The organism is Saccharothrix carnea (assembly GCF_003014735.1).
Lineage (GTDB): Bacteria > Actinomycetota > Actinomycetes > Mycobacteriales > Pseudonocardiaceae > Actinosynnema > Actinosynnema carneum.
In genome coordinates, this window is record NZ_PYAX01000018.1 from 62,914 (window position 1) to 81,196 (window position 18,283).

An 18,283-nucleotide genomic window follows, 5' to 3' on the forward strand; every position below is an offset into this window, starting at 1 on the left:
ACTTCTGTGACACCGCGTGGCGCTCGTCACGTGCCCGAGCGGGGCCGGGGTCACCGTTCGACCGCCGCCAGCCACGCGCGGCGGGCGGCGGCACGGGTGAACTCGCGGACGTGCAGGCCCGCGCGCAGCCACGCGAGCGGGAAGTCGTCGCTCTCGTCGCGGATCACCCGACCGAACGCGTCCCGGCCGCGGTCGCGCGAGGCGGCGGCCAGTTCCGCCAGCAGGTCGGCCGTGGCGGTGAGGCCGTTGCCGGTGAGGGCGCGAACCGCCCGTTCGGCGGAGGCGACGGCCGCCACGGCACGTCCGCCCAGCGCGACGCGGTGCAGCACGTTCTCCAGCGGACGGACCGGAGGCGGGACGCGGTCGGTCGGTTCCGGTCGCGGTGGCAGCGCGCGGGTGCCGTCACCGGCGACGTGGGACCGCTGGAGCTGGTCCAGGCCCAGGTCGACGTGGTGGCGCAGGTCGGTGGGCAGGTCGAGGTCCCCGGCGACGGCCAGCGCGACCGCCGTGCCGGGACGGTCCGGCCGCAGGCGTGCCACGGCGCGCAGCCGCAGCCCCGGCGCGTTCGCGAGCACCCGCAGGTTCTCCCGCGCACGGCTGTTCGCACCGACCAGGTCCACGTGGGCCTCGTCGGCGCCCAGCCGCACCGCGTCGCCCGCCGCGCCGAGCACGGTGCCCGCGACGAACAGCAGGTCCGCGCCGGCGGGGCGGTGGGACTCGGGCCGGGTGTGCGCCTGGAACGCGCGCGTCACCTGATCCGGCAACGGCTGCGCCCACAGGTCGGCCAACGGCGGCTCGTCCCACGACGCGGCGGACGCGGCCACCGCGCGGACTGCCTTGCCCGCGCCGAGCCGGTGGTCCGACGACGCCGTGCCGCCGGACAGCAGCAGGCCCGAACGGCCCAGTTCACGGTGGCTGAGCCCGGACTCGCCGATCGCCACCGGACCGCTCGCCGCAGCACCGACCCGTTCCGCGCCGCCCGGCATGATCGCGGGCACCGTCCACAGCACGCCGCCGTCGTCCACCAGGTGCGTGACGACGCCGGCGTAACCCGAGCCGGCGACGACCGCCTCGGTGCACAGGCCGTACAGGCGCAGCGAGCCGATCGGCCGGTACTCGCGCCGGGCAGTGCCGCGCAACTCTGCGGCCGGGCCGGTGCCCGTGCGCAGGTCGTGGCAGAGCACCATCAGCTCGACCAGTTCGGCGGTCAGCGCCTCGCGGTCGAACGTCGGGTCACCCGATCGTGCGGCGGCCAGGGTGGCGGCGATGCGCAGGCCGTTCGCGGCGGCCCGGTGCAGGCCCGCGACGCGGGCGGTGTGCACGGCGCGCAGCAGTTCGGCCCGCACCACGGCGCCGCTGCCCGTGGCACCCGCGCGGAGGACCGTCGCGCACGCCGCCCAGAGCGCGCCCGCCGCCGCACGCTCGTCGTCCGAGATCGTCTCGGCCACGGCGGGAACCGGCTCGTCGGGCACCGCGACCGGCTCCGCGACCGCGTGGGCGACGTCGGCCGCCGCCACGGCGACGCCCCGGTGCAGGCACTTCGGCGCGAGCAGGCAACTGCACACCAGGTCGTCGGCCGCCGTGAGGACACCTCCGCGCAACGTCCAGGTGAGCGTGGTCTCGGGATCGAGGGTGGCCCGGGCCGTGTCGTCGGCCGCGGTCACGGTCCACTCGGCCACGCGCCCCAGCGAGGCGTCGACCCGTTTGCGCAGCCGGGGAGGCAGGGCGTCGAGCACATCGCCCACCACCGCCGGGAACACCGGTGGCACGCTCATCCGCGCACCTTCTCCCCCACCCAGCGGGCCAGCTCCTGCGGGCTGAGGGCGGCGACCGGCATGCCCGCCGCGACCAGCGCGCCCGCTACCGACGTGGAGTAGCGGGCGACGCCGCGGTCGTCGAGGCTCGCGCAGCCGAGCACCGTCACGCCGGACGTGACCAGCTCCCGCACCTGCCCGACGAGCGGCCCGACCGGACCGCCCTCCTCGAAATCGCTGACCAGCACCACCATCGTCCTCTCCGGCACGGTCACCAGGGAACGGGCGTGGCGCAACGCTCCCGCGATGTGGGTGCCGCCGCCCACCCGGACCTCCAGCAGCAACGACAACGGGTCGGCCACCCGGTCGCTCAGGTCGACGACCTCGGTGGAGAACGCCAGGAAGTGCGTCGACAGCGCGGACACCCCGGCGAACACCGACGCGGTCAGCGCCGCCCACACCGTGGACGACTCCATCGAGCCCGACACGTCCACCACCAGCACCAGCCGCCAGTCGTTCGCCTTGCGCCCGCGGGTGCGGAACACCGGGCGTTCCGGCACGACCACGACCCGCCCGTCGGCGCCGCGGCGGGCGGTGGCGAGGTTGGCCCGCAGGGTGCGCGGCAGGTCCAGCCGACCACCGGGCCGCCGGGTCGGCGTCGGCAGTTGGATCCCGGTCAGCGCGGGCTTCACCCGGTTGGCGAGTTGGTCGGTCAGCTCGCGCACCAGCCGTGCCACCAACGGCCGCAGCCTCGCCAGCGCCGACTCCGACAACCCGCCCGCCAACGACAGCACGTTGCGCAGCAGGTCCACCGAAGGCCGCACCGACCCCGGGTCGATCTCCAGCGCCGCCTCCAGCCGCCCACCTTCCGCCGCCGCGGCCAGGACTTCCTCCCGGACGCGCTCACCGAACAGGTCGCGCAGCTCCTCGGACCACTCGCGCACGCCGGGGAACGAACTGGAGCGGTCCGCCCCGAGATCGCCCCGCGCCGCGCCTTCACCCCCGTCCCGCCCGTACAGCTCGTCCAACGCGGCGGCGAACCGCCCCGCCCCCGCCGGACGGTCACCGTGCGCGCCCAACACCAACCGCCACCGGACCGCGACGGGCAGCCCACCGGTCACCTCGGCAGGCCCTCCGTCGTCACCGGTCGCCGACAACCCGCTGCCACCGGCCGCCTCCGCGGGCAACCCGCCCTCAGCCGCCGCCTCGGCAAGCGACACGCCCTGACCGGTCGCAGGCAATCCGTTCCCACCGTCTGCTCCGACCGACAATCCGCCCGCGTCGGCCGACGCCATCGAGCGGTGAGGCAGCAAACCGTGCGCCCGCAAGGCGTCCACGGCGGCGTGCTCGGCTTCCAACCACACCGCCAGCAGCTCCGGGTCGGGCGCGCCGACCGCGTCGACCCGCTCACCGGTGCGTTCCTCGACCACCGCCAGCACACGTGCCCGCGCCGCCGGCCCGACCGACGTGAACGCACCGCGCAACGCGGGCAGCCGCTCCAGGAAGTCGCGGTCCGCCAAGCCCTCCACCCGGTCCAGCAGCGGTGTCAGCGCTTCCGGCGTCTCCAGCAACGGCCCGGCCGCCGCGAGCACCCCGGTGAGCCCTCGCCGCAGCACGCCCCGCCGCTCCGGCGTCGACGCACCGTCCACCCACGACGCCACCCGCTCCCCCAGCGCCGCCGGCGGCACCAGGCCGAGCAGCACCCGGGCCGCGCCCGCCGCACCGGCGATCAGGGGCGCGCCCGTGTCGGCCAACGTCCGCAGGCACGCTTCGAGCCGCAGCCCGTGCACCTCGGGCCGCTGCCCCAGCTCCACCAGCGCCCGCGCGTCGGCGACGTCCTCCGACCCGGCCAGCCCGTCGAGCTGCGCCACGGCCGCCGTCTCCAGTTCCCGCGCCAGCGACGGGTGCCCGTCGAGCACGTCGCCGGACGTCCCGGGCACGTGACCGGCACGCAACCGGTCGAGTAGGTCCAGCCCCGCCAACAGCTCCCGCAACGTCGCCGACGTCGGCAGCACGGTCGCCGCGTCGGACAACAGCGCGTCCACCACGTCGGGCAACCCGCACAGCGCCGAGTCCCGCAGATCGGCCAGCACCGCACCGGGTGTGTGTCCGCCGCGCTGGTCGCGTTCGGCGCGTCGGGCCCGCAACCGACCGGCCGCAGCCAGGTCCAGCGTCGCACCCCACAGCCCCGCCACCGGCAACGTCGCCGCGGTCGCCGGGGTCCACGCCACCGTCCAGCGGGTGGTGAGCGCGTCGGCACCGCCGACGCCCGTGGTCGCGGTCTCCTCGCCGTAGGTCACGCCGAGCACGGCCAACCGCCGCAACGCCACCTCGCGCCGCGCGTCCAGCGCCGACCGCAACGGGTCCAGCCGCAACGACACCGGCTCGCGCGAGTCCGGACCGGGCAGCTTCAGCGCCGCGACCTGCGACTCCACCGCCGGCGCCAGACCGGACCGGGGCGTGCCGGGAGCGAGCACCCCGGTCCGGTGCCCGACCAGCACGTCACCGGCGGCCCGGGCCACCACCCGGCCGCGGCCCAGCGGCTCGGCGTGGGTCAGCACGCTCTGCACCGCCTCCACCAGCTCACCGCGACCGGGCGCGGGCAGGCCGCGCAGCCGGGCCAGGTCGACCGCCAGGCGCAACGCCTCGCGCGCCTCGCCGGGACCGGCCGGGTGGCCGAGTTCCCGCACGCGCGCGCAGATCCGCACGACCACCGACGCGGCGGCGGCCTCGACCGCGTCCGGGTCGCCCGCCGCCTCCAGCACGGCCTGCTGCCACTCGGGGTCGCGGATGCCCGCCGGGTAGCCGGAACGCTCGTCCAGCAACGCGAACCCGTACGGCACCAACGACGTGACGATGTCGGCCGCGGGCACCGGCGAGTCGTCCACCGGCCCCTCCAGCAACGCCGCCGCGTGGAACGACCCGACCACCGCCGCGCAACGCCGTCCGCCCACTTCTCGCACGGCCCGCCGCATCCACGCCTCCCGGCGCAGGTCGTACGGGTCGACGTCGGCGTCCTGCCGGAACGCCCAGCCGACCATCAACGCCGCCCGCCGCACGGCTTCCGGCGTCTGGCCGGGCGCGGCGGCCTCGACCAGCCGGTCCCACAGGTCGTCGCCGTCACGGCCGGTCGTCGCGCCGCGCAACGCGTCGGTCAACGGCGTCGGGCCCCGCTCGGCGGGCCGGTGCCCGTCACCGCGCAGGGCGAGCGGCAGGTCGCACGGCCGGACCTCCACGCCGTTGGCCCGCGCCCAGCGGACCGCGGCCAGCTCCGGCGAGAAGTCCGCGAACGGGTAGAACGCCAGGTCACCGCCGGGTGACGCGCCGGACAGCGCGACCGGCGCGACGAGGTCGGGATCGGCCAGGAACGGCAGCCACTCCCCCAGCTCCTCCGGCAGCTCGACCAGCAGCACCTCGGGCGCGAACGCGTCCAGCAGGGCGGGCACCACCGCCGCCAGCGCGGGCGAGTGGTGCCGCACCCCGATCAGGTACGGGTGCCGGTGGTCGGCCAGGTCACGCATCGAGGACGTCACGGAGCTCCCACAGCCGTCGCCAGGTGCGCGCGCCGGACTCGGCCCGCCGCCGCACCGCACCGTCCCAGTAGCCGAGCAGCCGGGCCGCGTCGCTCGGGTCGTCCTTGCGGACCACGCCGAGCAGGTGGCCGGGCAGCAGCGACAGCGGGTCGCGGTCGCCGGGGAAGTACGCGCCGGCCAGCCCGAGCGAGGTGGCGACCGACACCGCCTCCGCCGTGCTCATCACCGTGGACGGCCGTTCGACCGCCCACCCCTCCTCCGACACGCCGTTGCGCAGGTCCCGGAACGCGGTGACCAGCACCTCCAGCACCACGTCGTCCACCGCGAAGGGCGCGCTGACCCGGTCCAGCGCGGCACTGGCCTGCCGCCGCACCAGCGCCGTCTCGGCGGCCAGGTCGCCGATGGGTCCGACGTTCTCGAAGTTGAACCGCCGCTTCAACGCCGCGGACATCTCCGACACGCCCCGGTCGCGCAGGTTCGCCGTGGCGATCACGGTGAAACCGGGCGCGGCGTGCACGGTCGCGCCGTCCGTGCCGGACAGCTCGGGCACCGCGATGCGCCGGTCGGACAGGATCGACACCAGCGCGTCCTGCACCTCCGGCAGGCACCGGGTGACCTCTTCGACCCGGACCACCCCGCCGCCGCGCATCGCGGTGAACACCGGCGACGGCACCAGCGCACGCGGGCTCGGCCCCTCGGCCAGCAGCAACGCGTAGTTCCAGCCGTAGCGCAGCTGGTCCTCGGTCGTGCCCGCGGTGCCCTGCACGACCAGCTGGCTGGTGCCGGACACGGCGGCGGCCAGCAGTTCGGACAGCATCGACTTGGCCGTGCCGGGTTCGCCGACCAGCAGCAGGCCGCGTTCGCCCGCCAGCGTCACGACGGCACGCTCGACCAGCGCCCGTTCGCCGACGAACTTGGGGCTGATCGCCAGTCGGGACGGCACGCCGTCCGCCGAGACGCCCTTGGGCAGCGCCAACACCTCGCCGCTGCCCATCACGAACGTCACCGCGGCACGCGGGGTGAGCCGCCACCCGGGCGGCCGGGGGCCGTTGTCGTAGGCCGCGAGGAACGCCAACTCCTCGCGGTAGGCGTCCTCGGCCGGTTCCACCTGCCTGGGTGCGGTCACCTGCGTCCTCCGGTTTTGAGCTCTTCGTAGGCGGGCGCGTCGCCGTCGAGCACCCGTTGCCAGGCGCGGGCGAACAGGTCAGCGACGGGTTCGGGCGGCACGATCACGCCGGCCGTGCCGGGCGTGTAGTCGAACATCGGCGTCTTCCACTGCTCCAACGGCAGGTGCGGCGAGGACAGCGCCAGCCAGCCGCCGGGCAGGAACAGCGACCGCCCGGCCCGCGCCCGCTTCGCGGTCAGCACCAGGTCGGTCCGGGCGAGCGCGGCCCTGGCCTCGCGCAGGCGGGCGGGTTTCCACCCGGTCCACCGGGCCACGTTCGCGTCGGTCGGGTCGGGCAGGGCCAGCAGTTGCAGGTACAGCGCCGCCGCGTCCTCGGTCAGGTCGAACCTGGTCGCGACCTCCGCCACCAACGCGGGCACCGACACCGTCGGGTCCTGGTGGTAGGCGGCCGGGTCGACGCCTTCGGGCGCCGGTACCGCGCACAGGGCGGTGAGGCGGTCGTCGGCCAGCCGGTCCAGCATCCGCGGGACGTCCCGCGCGCCGGTCAGCGCCACCACCGCGGCGAACAGGTCGCGGTCCGCCGGTCCGACCAGACCCGGCCTGGCCACGAGCCGGCAGTACTCGTCGCCCGCGCGGGCCAGCTCCAGCCAGTCGCGGTAGGTGTAGACGCCGCCGTCCGCGGGCACGTCGGTCCCGAGCAGCGCGGAGAGCTTCTCCACCGACACCCACGAGCCGAGGTCGACCGCGAAACCGGGGTGCGCCACCCGCTGTCGCGCCAAGGCCAGCGACTCGGGCAGCCGCGCCCTCAGCGGCGAGCCGATCGGGAGCCGGTTCGCCAGCCACAGCAACGCCTGCGGCACCGCCCACAGCGCCAGGCGGTCGAACCCCTCCGGGTGGCGGGCCTTCAGCGCCGTGCCGGTGAACGTGAACTCGGCGTCCACGGTGAGCCACGGCGTGCTGTCCGGGTTGAGCACACCGGTCAGGGACTCACCGGCGTTGCGCAGGTTCAGCAGCTTCGCCGCGTCCACCAGAACGTCGTCCGGCACGGCCGTGCGCCGGCCGAACTCGGCGGTCCACACGTCGGCGACCGCGGCCACGTCCGGCCCGGCTGTCCACAGGTCGGCCGGGTCGGCGGGCACGGCGGCGGCGATCAGCCGGAGCCGGAACCAGTCGGCCAGCCCGCGGAACCGCTCCTTGGCCGCCTTGGCGCCGGCCGCGGACAGGCCGAGCAGGTGCCGGTCGGCGGTGGCGAGGAAGTTCGCGTCCCGCCGGTCCACACCGGGCAGCCCGGCCAGCAGCAACGTCGCCTCGGCCGTGCCCAGGCCGGTCCGCTCGACCAGCGCGGGCACCGCCTCCGGGAACCAGGGCGCCGGGCCGCGCTCGGCGAGCACGTCGAGGAACCGGGCCACCCGCTCGGCTCCGAACGCGGTGCGCACCTCCTGGTCCGTCTCGACGTGCCAGTCCTCCGGCAGGTCGAACACGCCCGGCGTGCGGCTGAACTGCACGCCGTCGAACCGGCTGCCCGGATCGTTGCGCCACCTGGTCTCGAACAGGGCGATGAACCCGTCGCGCACCGGCGTCACCCGGTCCTTCGGGTTGGTCTGTCCCTTGTGGACGACCACGCCGACGGTGCGCCAGTGGCCTTCGCCGTCCGCCAGGCCGCCGTCCGCGACGGACCGCAGCACCAGTGCCAGCGCGGCCCGCTCCTCGTCCGGGGTGAGCGGTGACGCGGCGCGGTGGGCCAGCGCGGCGAGGTGCGGCAGCACGTCGAACCAGCGCGGCGCGTTCGACTGGGGCAGGGCACGTCCCTCGGGCCGCTCGACCGCCTCGGCGAGCGCGGCGATCAACGCGGGCAACGGGGTCGGCACCGGGCCGCGCGAGTGGTAGGACCGGTAGCCGCCGAACCAGTTGAGCGCGGCGTTGACCTGGTCCTCGGTGACGTCCGGCCCGGTGGGCGCGAGGACCGGGTCGACCTCGCGGGCCGCTGCGGCGATCTCGGCGTAGCCGCGGTACGAGCGCTCCAACTCGGCGGCACGGCGGACCAGGTCCACCACGCCGGAGATCAGCGCGGGGTGGGTGAGGCCGGGCAGTGCCGCGGCGACGACACCGGCCAGCCCGCCGCGCTCGCCCTTGACCAGCGCGGTCAGCCGCTCGCGGATCGTGCGCTTGTCCGGTCCTTCTTCCCGTGCGGCGGCGAGCATCCGGTCGACCGCTTCCCGCGTCACGCCGCGCAGTGCGGCGGAACCGGCCTCGTCCCGGGGCCGCAGGAGGTGCCACCAGTCCAGCGGCGGCACGAACGGCGTGCCGGTCGCGTACCGGGGGTGCCGCTCCGCGGCCGACAGGGCGGCCAGCCTGGTGCCTTGAGGGTCGAACAGGACCATCGACGCGCGCCCGCCGGTCAGCGCAACCTCCGCGCCGCCGGGCAACCGCAGCACGCCGATCGGGCAGTCGGCGAGCCGGACCCGGCGGCCGTCCACGCCCTCGCCGACGTGCGAGCCGTCCTCCTCGCGGCGCACCCGCCAGCCGTGCAGGCCGTCTGCCGCGCCGAGCGGGCTGTCACCGGTGCCGGGTGCGGCGGGCCTGAGGTCGCAGCTGCCGAGCACGAGGGTGGCGCCATCGGCGGCGAAGTCCTCCACGAACCGGGGCAGGCTCGCGCGACCGCGCTGGCCGGTGGCCGGGTCGACCTCGAACCAGCGCCAGGCGTGGTCGTGCCACAACCCGGTCCACACCGCGGCACCGTCACCGTGCGCCTCCGAAGGCCTCGGCACGACCGTGTCACCGGGGTGCACGGCCCGCCCGCCCGCGAACCGGCCGCCGCCGGGCAGCGCGATCGAGGCCGCCGGCGTGTCGTGGCGGTAGTAGCCCCGGTTGTCGTCGCCGATCTCGAAGACGTGGTCCGGCGCGTCGCTCCAGTAAGCCAACTCGCCGTCCGGACCCTGCCAGCGCACCAGCAGCACCCCGTCGAACCACGACGCGGACGGCGCGAACCCCCAGCGGTGCCGGGCGTCGGCCGGGATGCGGGACAGGTGCTCGGCGAGCACGCCGTCCGGGCCGACCACGACGAACGTCTCGCCGCAGCGCAGCACCAGGGCGGGCCAGCCCTCGCCGCACACCACCACGCTGTTGTCCTTGGGCGTGCCTGCCGACCGGAGCCGTTCGACGGCCTCCTCCAGCGCGGGCCACCCCAGCTCGTCCAGCAGTCCCGCGCGCAGCGTCGTGTGCAGGGCGGCGGCGACATCGGTGCGGGCCAGCGCCTCGGCCACGTCGGGCACGTCCACGTACGCCTCGGGCAGCCGCACGACGGCCAGCCGGTCGAGGTGGTCGGCCAGGTCGGGCAGGCCGGTGACGGCGACGCGTCCGGCGTACGAGCTGATCCACGAGCCCAGCGCGCTGCGCAGCCCCGGCGTGGCCATGGCGGACGACAGCACGTCCAGGGCGACGGCGTTCTCGCGGATCTTGGAGCGGGCGTGGGCGATGAACCCGTCGCCGAGCCTGCTGCCGAACCGCTCGGACGCGGCCAGCGCGGACAGGTCGCGGCGGCCGGGCGCGTCGTCGGCCAACCACCCGGCGACGTCGAGGTCGCGACCCCGTGCGCCGTCGTCCGCGATCGGCACGTTCCGCGACACCAGCAGGTCCAGCACGTCCAGGTCGGACTGCCGGTAGTAGCGCAGCGTGCGGACCGGCAGGCCGTCCGCCACGAGCCGGTCCGCCATCGCCTCGACCAGCTCCAGCAGCCGCACCGACCGCCCGGTGGCGCGCCACCCCGACTCGCGCACCGACAGCACCGACGACAGCCACTCGGCCGGGTGCGCCTCCACTTCGTCCGGCCCGATCAGGGCACGGGTGGCGCCGCAGTCGGTCAGGATCTCCAGCCACAGGTCGAGCACGGTGTCCGAGTCCGGCACGAACGACAGCAGTCGGCCGCGCACCGCCGCGTCGTCCTTCGCCAGCGCCACCAGCGAACCGCGGTAGGACTTCCAGAACGCGCCGCCCGCGCGGCTGATCGCGGAGCTGTCGAGGATCGCGCGCAGCAACCGCCGGTCCTCGGCCGCGAGGTCGCGCTTGGCGGCCTTGGCCAGCCGCCGCACGTCCTCCGGCATCCCCGTGTACGGCGGCAGGCCACCGCGCGTGCGCTCCACGCACAGCGTGAAGAACAGCTCGTAGGCCGCTTCCGGCTCGTGCTTGCGGGCCAGGCCCTTGGCGTGCGCGGACAGCGCCTTGGCGGTCAGCGCGCCGGCGAACGCGAACTCCAGGAACACCTCGCGGGTGCGTTCCGGGTCGACCGCCAGGTCGTGCACCTCCTCCGCCTCGCGGGCCTTGCCGAACATGCTCGCCGCGTAGGAGGTGTTGCCGTGCTGCAGGAAGATCCGCCCGGCCTGCTCGTAGAACGTGGGCAGGAAGTGCGGTGCGGACCGGCCGAGCATGTCGCCGAGCCTGGTGAAACCGTCCTTCGCCGAACCCGCCTTGGACTTGGCGGTGCGGGCCAGCCGCTCGACGTCCTTGACCAGGTTGAGCGCGTGGTGGGCGTTGGCCGGGTCGTTCACCAGCGCCCACGCGGGGAAGCCGAGCGCGCTGCGCTTGCCGGTGCCGACCTCGGCGACCCGTGACGGCGCCTCGAACCCGAGGTACTCGCAGGTCAGGTCCTCGGCGCGGCCGAGCACGGCGGGCACCAGCCGGACCACGACCTGGCCGTCCAGGCCTTCATGGGTGTAGTGGCGGGCGGTGACGGTGTCGCGGTCCTCGCCGACGTCGGCGGTGCCGGGCAGCACGGCGCCGGCCGCGATCAGGGCCTTCGGGCTCAGGTCGTTCACGCCACCACCGCTTCCTCGACGACGCGACCGGCGTGGATCGCCGCCGCCATGCGCATGCCCTCGGACCAGGCGACCGGTCCGACGTCGGCGAGCGGTAGCGCGGTTCCGTCCTCCAGCGACCAGGTCAGGTCGCCGGTCCACGCCTCGGACTCGGGGTAGTCGGAGCCGAGCCAGAAGCGGGCCTCCACCACCCGGCCGTCCTCGAACGCGGAGTAGACCGCGTCGCCGCCGCGCACCGGGTAGCCGAGCGTGCGGCAGCGGCTCAGCGCGTGGTTGAGCTGCTCGAACTTGCCGCCGGCGTAGTCGCCCACCGAGGTCTTGCCCGTCAGCCCGGCGGGCTTGGCGAACGTCTGCCGGAACAGCTGTTGCACCTTCTGCTCGACGCCCAGCTCCGCGCCGAACTCGCGCAGCTCCTCCAGGTCGTCCAGCAGCACCGGGTGCGGTATGCCGACCACCTCGGGCTTGAGCCGGCGCGTGTCGCCGTCGAGGGTGACCACGCCCAGCCCCCGTTCGGGATCGGCGTCACGCAGGAAGCCGGTCTCCGCGCCCGTGCCGTCGTCGGCCGTGACGACGAGGTCGCGCAACGCGTCGGCCCACGCGGCGTCCGCCCAGACCTCGGCGATCAGTGCCGCGGGCACCGGCAGCGAGCGGACCATCCACCCGTCCACGGCGGCCAGGCACTCGGCCCGGTGCCGGGTCAGCCACTCGGCGAGCTGCCGCAACTGCACGACCCTCGGGTCGTCCTTGAGCGATGCGGGCACCGAGGAGAGGAGCTTGCCCTTGCCGTTGCGGCACTGGACGCGCCCGTTGTCCCCGAGCCGCACCTGGTACCCGGAAGCGCGCCCGGATTGGGATTGGGCATCGAGCCAGCCCACGGTGTCCTCCTGCGAGTCGTTCACGACGGTTGGCGGGGAGGTTAGCGAGGGGGTCCGACAAAACGATCAGTTCGGCCGGTTCGTCGCCTCGCCGTGACCAGCGGCGGGACACCCGAGGGCCGGCTCTTACCTCAAGCCTTGCCCAAATCAGGTGCGAATGTGACTGGCGTCTCCCTAGCCTTTCCCCCATGAGACTGCTGCTGTGGATCGCACTCACGTGCGCACTGGCGGTCGAGGGGGCCATGGTTCTTCCGCTGTTGGCGGGTATGGCGCTCGTCGGCTGTGCCGAGGTGCGACACCGGACCGCCCGGCCGTGCGCGCGGGTGCGCCATGATCTTTTCACCGGTTGACCGAAATAGTTGCGACCAATAGAGACGACCGATTTCGTGCGTAGTGTGGCGCACGTTACTTGACCTGTCCGGTGACGAGCGGTTTTACTGCGGTCGCGCATTCGCCCTACTGACCGGTAGGCGATCTTCGCGTGACCGAATCGAGGGCGGGCACGCCCATTGTCCCCTGTTGTGGGTAGACATTGTCGTCGTGATCGACAGTGGGTGCCGCCTGCCGTACCGGGAGTCCGGCATGTCCCTGTTCAAACGGAATGACCGCGTCCGACACCGGCTTGCGCGCCGCGGCCGAACCCGCATACTGCTCTCCGTCGTGGCCGGTGTCACCGCGGCGACCGCGTTGGTCGCACCGTCCGGCGCGACGGGCACGACCGGCGCGGCCGGTGCGGCCGACCAGGAGGTCACGGGAGGTGGGCGGGTGCAGTCCTTCTGGCTGCACATGAACTCCACCCCCGTCTCCGACGAGGTGCTGGCCACCGAGGCGCGCCGCCGCGCCTACATCGTGCTGAACGCCTGGGAAGGCGCGCTGATCCCGAAGCTGAAGGCGGCGAACCCGGCCGTCCAGGTTTTCGTCTACAAGGACTTGTCGTCCACGCGCTCGTACGCGTGCCGTGACGGGGTGGACGACGCGCAGTTGCCGGCGGGTGTCGGCTATTGCCAGGCGGAAAAGGACCACCCGGAGTGGTTCCTGCTCGACCCGAACGGCCGCCGGTTCGAGTACGGCGGCTATTCCGGCCACTGGCAGATGGATGTCGGCAACACCGCCTACCAGGACGCGTGGGCGGCGAACGTGATCGAGAGCAGCACCGCGGCCGGATTCGACGGCGTGTTCATGGACAACGCGCTGTTCCCGTGCGACGCCTATCACGAGGGCGTGTGCCCGGCGAAGTACCCGACCGACGCGGCGTTGCAGGACGCGTACAAGTCGATGTTGGCCAACACCCGGGACGACTTCGTCGCGGCCGGGTTGAAGACGGTGGCGAACCTGTCCAACGCGCGACTGCACGCGGGCGCGTGGGACGCCTACACCGAGCACCTCGACGGCGGTTTCGACGAGTGGTGGCTGACGTTCGACGACACCAACCTGCTCTCGGAGTACCCCGAGGGGTGGAGCAGGCAGGTCGCCGAGATCGCGGCGAACGAGGCCAGGGGCAAGATCACCTGGGTGCAGCCGCACCACACCGCCGGCGCGGACCGGCCGTACCGGTTCGCGCTCGCCAGCTACCTGCTGGCGGCGGGTGATCGGGCCGCGATCGCGAGCATCGACCAGACCGACGGCTACGGCGACCCGACGCCGTGGCGCGCCGAGTACGACTGGGACCTCGGCACGCCGTCCGGGCCGTACCGGTCCGCGGGCACGAACATCTTCGTCCGCGACTTCGCGTGCGGCACGGTCGTGGTCAACGCCAACCGCACCGACAGCAAGTCCGTCACCGTGCCGCTGGACGGCGGGCACGTGAACGAGCGCGGCACGCAGGTCACGTCGGTCTCACTGGCCGGCACCTCCGGCGCCGTCCTCCGCAAGGCCTGCTGACGGCGCGGTCAGCGGCAGGTGGACCCGGAAGCGGGTGTCACCGGGCTCGGAGTCCACGCGGATGTCGCCGTGGTGGCGGTCGACCACGATCCGCCACGAGATGTCCAGCCCGAGCCCGGTGCCCTCGCCGACCGCCTTGGTGGTGAAGAACGGTTCGAAGATGCGCCCCTTCACCTCCGCCGGGATGCCCGCGCCGGTGTCGGCGACCTCCACCACCAGGTCGTCACCGGCGCGGGACGTGCGGACGGTCAGCGTGCCGTCGCCCTCCATCGCGGCCACGGCGTTGTCCACCAGGTTCGTCCACACCTGGTTGAGCTCGGCCGGGTAGGCGGGCAGCGGCGGCAGGGAGCGGTCGTAGTCCTTGACCACGCGCACGCCGTCGCCGAGCTTGCCGCCGAGCATCACGAGCGTGGAGTCGAGCAGTTCGTGCACGTCGACCACCTGGTACGGCGCCCGGTCGACCTGCGAGTACTGCTTGGCCGCGCCGACCAGCGTGGACACCCTGGTGGTGGCGTCCTCGATCTCGTTCATCAACGTCTCGGTCTCGACCGTGTAGGCCAGCCAGCGCACGGCGGCCTCGGTGGCGGTCTGCGGGCACACCGCCGCCGCCCGGTCCAGCCACTCGACGTCGAGCCCGCCCGCGACCAGCACGGGCGCCAGGTCCCACCCTCCCGCCACGCCGTGCGCGTCCAGCCAGTCGGCGACCTCGTCCTCCAGGTCGGCGGTCTGCATCGGACCCAGCTTCGGCGCCTTCGCCACCTGCTCGACCGCGCTCTCCTGCAGCTCCACCAAGACCGGCAGGGTGGCCGGGTCGATCGAACCGCTCGCCAGCAGCGCCAGCTTGTGCCGCATCCCGGCCACCCGCTCGCGCAGCGCGCCGGTGGCCCGCACCGCCGCCGCGGCCGGGTTGTTCAGCTCGTGGGTCAGCCCGGCCGACAGCGAGCCGAGCGCGAGCAGCCGTTCCCGCTGGCTGACGATCCGCTCGGTGTTGCGCATGCCGAAGAACAGGCCCTCCAGCAGGTGGATCGCCATCGGGAACCACGAGCGGAACATCGCGCCGAAGTCGTGCGCGGGCAACTGGTACAGCCGCAGGTCGGTCACCGCGTCGGCGGTCATCTGGTAAACCGTCCTGGCCTCCGCGTCGGCGCCGAGGTAAGCCTGGGTGGCACCGAAGTACGCGCCGCGGTGGTCGGTTCGGTTGGTCTCCACGCGCTGGCCGCCGATGACGCGGCTGAGCGCGACCGTGCCGTCCAGCAGCACGAAGAAGCACGTCGCGGGCTGCCCTTCGCGCAACACCTGCGTGCCGGCCGCGTGCGTCTCGACCTGGCCGTGCGCGACGAGCCACGCCAGCTGGTCCTCCGAGAGGTGCTCGAACAGGAACAGGCCGCGCAGGTCGTCGACCGTCAGGTTCTCCATCACGACCTCTCCAGGTAGCGGTGCACCAGTGACACGGCCATCGCGCCGTCGCCGACCGCCGAGGCGACCCGCTTCACCGAGTCGGCGCGCACGTCACCGGCCACGAACACGCCCGGCACGCTCGTCTCCAGGTGGTAGGGCGGCCGGTCGAGGTCCCAGCCCTCGGGCAGCCGGCCGGCGGTGACCAGGTCCGGTCCGGCGAGCACGAACCCGCGCTCGTCACGGGCCAGTGTGCCCGCGAGCCAGTCGGTGTGCGGCGCGGCGCCGATGAACGCGAACAGCCACGACGTCGGCACGGTCGTCGTCTCGCCGGTCTTGGTGTGCCGCAAAGTCAGGGTCTCCAGGTGCTCCTCCCCCGTGCCGCCGACGACCTCGGTGCACGTGCGCACCTCGATGTTGTCCACCCGGGCGAGCTGCTCGACCAGGTAGTGCGACATGGACGTGGCCGGCGAGTCGCCGCGCACCACCAGCACGACGCGGCGGGCGTGCGCGGCGAAGTACAGCGCCGCCTGGCCCGCCGAGTTGGCGCCGCCGACCAGGTAGACGTCCTGGCCCGCGCAGCCGGGTCCTTCGGTGGTGGCCGCGCCGTAGAACACGCCCCGCCCGGTCAGCCGGTCGAGACCAGGCGCGTCCAGCCTGCGGTAGGACACGCCGGTGGCGAGGACGACGGTGTGCGCGGCCAGCTCGGTGCCGTCGCCCAGCCGCACCACCCGCGCCGCGCCGCGTGCCTCCAGGCCGACCACGTCGCACGCGGTCAGCACCTCGACGTCGAACTTCAGCGCCTGTCTGCGGGCCCGGTCGGTCAACTGCTCGCCGGACACGCCGTCCGGGAAGCCGAGGTAGTTCTCGATCCGGCTGCTGGTGCCCGCCTGGCCGCCGGTGGCGCGGCGCTCGACCAGCACCGTCCGCAGCCCTTCCGACCCGCCGTAGACCGCCGCGCCCAGCCCGGCCGGGCCGCCGCCGACCACGATCAGGTCGTAGAAGTCGGTGGACGGCCGCGTGGCCAGGCCGACCCGGGCGGCCAGCTCCGCGTCCGATGGCTCGACCAGCGTCTCGCCGTCCGCGGTGATGACGACGGGCAGCCGCACGCCGTCCTCGCCGCACGCGGTGAGCAGCCGCCCGGCCTCGGTGTCGCCGTCGTCCAGCGCGTGCCAGCGGAACGGCACGGAGTTGCGGGCCAGGAAGTCGCGCACCTCGTAGGACCGCGACGACCACCGGTGCCCGACGACCCGGACCTGCCGGACGGGCCCGCGGTCGGCCGACACCCAGGCGCGCAACAGGTCGTCCAGCACCGGGTACAGCTTCTCCTCCGGCGGGTCCCACGGTTTGAGCAGGTAGTGGTCGAGGTCGACGACGTTGATCGCGCGGATCGCCGCGTCGGTGTCGGCGTACGCGGTGAGCAGCACCCGCCGTGCCGCGGGGAACAGGTCCATCGCGGCCTCCAGGAACTCGATGCCGCTCATGCCCGGCATCCGGTAGTCGGCCAGCAGCACCGCCACCTCCTCGCCGCGCAGCTTGATCTCGCGCACCGCGTCGAGCGCCTGCGCACCGGACTCGGCCCGCACGATCCGGTAGTCCTCGCCGTACTTGCGGCGCAGGTCGCGCGCCACGGACCGGGACACGCCCGGGTCGTCGTCCACGGTCAGGATCGAGGGCCTCGCGACCTGAGGTGTCGTCATGTCCACATTGAACCAGTGGCCGGCACCCATTCGCGTTGCCGATGGGTCGGCGCCGGCGCACCCGCAGCGCCGGTCGTGCGAACGTGCCGCCACGTCGGTGTTCACCACCGTTAACCCCTGGTATATCGGGAGGTCCTGCCCGCGAAGGGGTGTCGGATGGCGGTCTTGGTGCTGGGCCGGCCGGTGGTGCGGACCGGCGGGGTGCCGCGCCACCCGACGCGGCGGATGACGCGGATCCTGCTGGGCGTGCTGGCGTTGCGGGCCAACCGCGCGTTGTCGCTGGAGTGGGTGGTCGAGGCGCTGTGGCCCAACCGTCCACCGGCGTCGGCCGCGGCGAACGTGCGCACCCACATCGCCGACCTGCGCGGGCTGTTGCGCGCGGCCGGGCAGGGCCGGCCGGCCATCGTCACCTCGCGCGAGGGGTACGTGTTGGTCGCACCGCCGGACGGCGTGGACGTGACGCTGTTCCAACGGCTCCTGGCCGAGGCGCACGAGTTGCGCGGCCGTGGCGAGGCGATCGCGGCGGCCGGGTGCCTGGCCCGCGCCGTCGCCCTGTGGCGGGGTCCGGTGATGGCCGGTGTGCCGGTGCCCGAGGCCGTCCGGCCCGACGTGACGGTGCTGGACGAGCAGCGGATCGGCGCGATCGAGGACCTCGTCGGCGTGCGGCTCGCGCTCGGGCTGCACGACGGGCTGGTGGCCGCGCTGGCCGGGCTGGTGGTCGAGCACCCGTTGCGGGAACGGCTCTGGCGGCACCTGGTCGCCGCGCTGGCCGCCGAGGGCCGCCGCACCGAGGCCGTCGCGGTCTACCGGCGGCTGGTCGCGGTGCTCGACGCCGAACTCGGTGTCCCGCCGAGCGCGGACACGATCGCGCTGTACGAGTCCGTTCGGCGCAACGACCCGGCCGCCTCGGAACCGGGTGGGCAGAACTGAACGGCGGAACGCCGCTGTTTGTGTGCGGGCCCGTGTGCACGGCATTTCTACACTCCTCGCTCCCGCCAAGGAAGGGAGCACCCATGACCACCGCACTGCTGCTCGAAGCCGAGGAGACGGTGGCGCGCTGGCGCGCCGGTCTCGACGAGTGGGACAACCCGGCCGGTCCGCTGTTCGCCAACGGTGAGTTCGCCGAGGGCGACATCGTGGCGTGCAACCCGCCGGGCAGCCGCTGCTCGTCGTGCACGGCGTCCCGTCCGGTGTACTGCTGCTGACCC

Annotated in this window: 11 protein-coding genes; 4 read left to right on the plus strand and 7 right to left on the minus strand. The window is 74.2% G+C overall.

All coding sequences use genetic code 11. The annotated features are described in order from the left end of the window. Positions 1-50 precede the first annotated feature (50 nt). From B0I31_RS34625 to B0I31_RS34645, 5 genes are read right to left on the minus strand one after another with little or no spacing between them, the layout of a single operon-like run. On the minus strand, positions 51-1,775 hold the full coding sequence (locus tag B0I31_RS34625) for a hypothetical protein (protein WP_106619619.1): 1,725 nt from the start codon (positions 1,773-1,775) through the stop codon (positions 51-53). After that, positions 1,772-5,287 carry a DUF5682 family protein gene (locus B0I31_RS34630; protein ID WP_245950650.1) on the minus strand — a complete coding sequence of 1,172 codons (3,516 nt, stop codon included), beginning with the start codon at positions 5,285-5,287 and terminating at the stop codon, positions 1,772-1,774. Before B0I31_RS34630 ends, B0I31_RS34625 begins: the two co-directional genes overlap by 4 nt. Beyond that, the gene (locus tag B0I31_RS34635; protein ID WP_106619621.1) at positions 5,268-6,413 is read right to left on the minus strand and encodes an ATP-binding protein; all 1,146 of its coding nucleotides are present in this window, start codon (positions 6,411-6,413) and stop codon (positions 5,268-5,270) included. The genes B0I31_RS34630 and B0I31_RS34635 overlap by 20 nt, the downstream gene beginning before the upstream one ends. Next, on the minus strand, positions 6,410-11,224 hold the full coding sequence (locus tag B0I31_RS34640) for a hypothetical protein (RefSeq protein WP_245950651.1): 4,815 nt from the start codon (positions 11,222-11,224) through the stop codon (positions 6,410-6,412). The genes B0I31_RS34635 and B0I31_RS34640 overlap by 4 nt, the downstream gene beginning before the upstream one ends. Next, the gene (locus B0I31_RS34645; RefSeq protein WP_245950652.1) at positions 11,221-12,123 is read right to left on the minus strand and encodes a DUF4132 domain-containing protein; all 903 of its coding nucleotides are present in this window, start codon (positions 12,121-12,123) and stop codon (positions 11,221-11,223) included. Before B0I31_RS34645 ends, B0I31_RS34640 begins: the two co-directional genes overlap by 4 nt. 164 nt (positions 12,124-12,287) lie before the next feature. Here B0I31_RS34645 and B0I31_RS40950 point away from each other — a divergent pair, with 164 nt between their 5' ends. Next, a complete protein-coding gene (locus B0I31_RS40950) occupies positions 12,288-12,449 on the plus strand; it encodes a hypothetical protein (protein ID WP_181320685.1) in 162 nt (53 codons plus the stop codon). Positions 12,450-12,759: 310 nt separating this feature from the next. Next, a complete protein-coding gene (locus B0I31_RS34650) occupies positions 12,760-13,980 on the plus strand; it encodes a putative glycoside hydrolase family 15 protein (protein ID WP_181320686.1) in 1,221 nt (406 codons plus the stop codon). Here the strand turns inward: B0I31_RS34650 and B0I31_RS34655 are convergent. Beyond that, on the minus strand, positions 13,936-15,396 hold the full coding sequence (locus B0I31_RS34655) for an ATP-binding protein (protein ID WP_106619623.1): 1,461 nt from the start codon (positions 15,394-15,396) through the stop codon (positions 13,936-13,938). The two genes, B0I31_RS34650 and B0I31_RS34655, sit on opposite strands and share 45 nt — an antisense overlap. Next, positions 15,396-17,075, minus strand: a complete 1,680-nt coding sequence (locus B0I31_RS34660) for an NAD(P)/FAD-dependent oxidoreductase (protein WP_106619684.1) — start codon at positions 17,073-17,075, stop codon at positions 15,396-15,398. The genes B0I31_RS34655 and B0I31_RS34660 overlap by 1 nt, the downstream gene beginning before the upstream one ends. A gap of 156 nt (positions 17,076-17,231) precedes the next feature. On the opposite strand from B0I31_RS34660, the gene B0I31_RS34665 reads away from it, so the two are divergent. Continuing rightward, entirely contained in the window at positions 17,232-18,005 is a 774-nt protein-coding gene (locus B0I31_RS34665) for an AfsR/SARP family transcriptional regulator (protein ID WP_106619624.1), read from the plus strand. Between the two features lie 83 nt (positions 18,006-18,088). Then, positions 18,089-18,280 carry a DUF6229 family protein gene (locus tag B0I31_RS34670; protein ID WP_106619625.1) on the plus strand — a complete coding sequence of 64 codons (192 nt, stop codon included), beginning with the start codon at positions 18,089-18,091 and terminating at the stop codon, positions 18,278-18,280. Positions 18,281-18,283 lie beyond the last annotated feature (3 nt).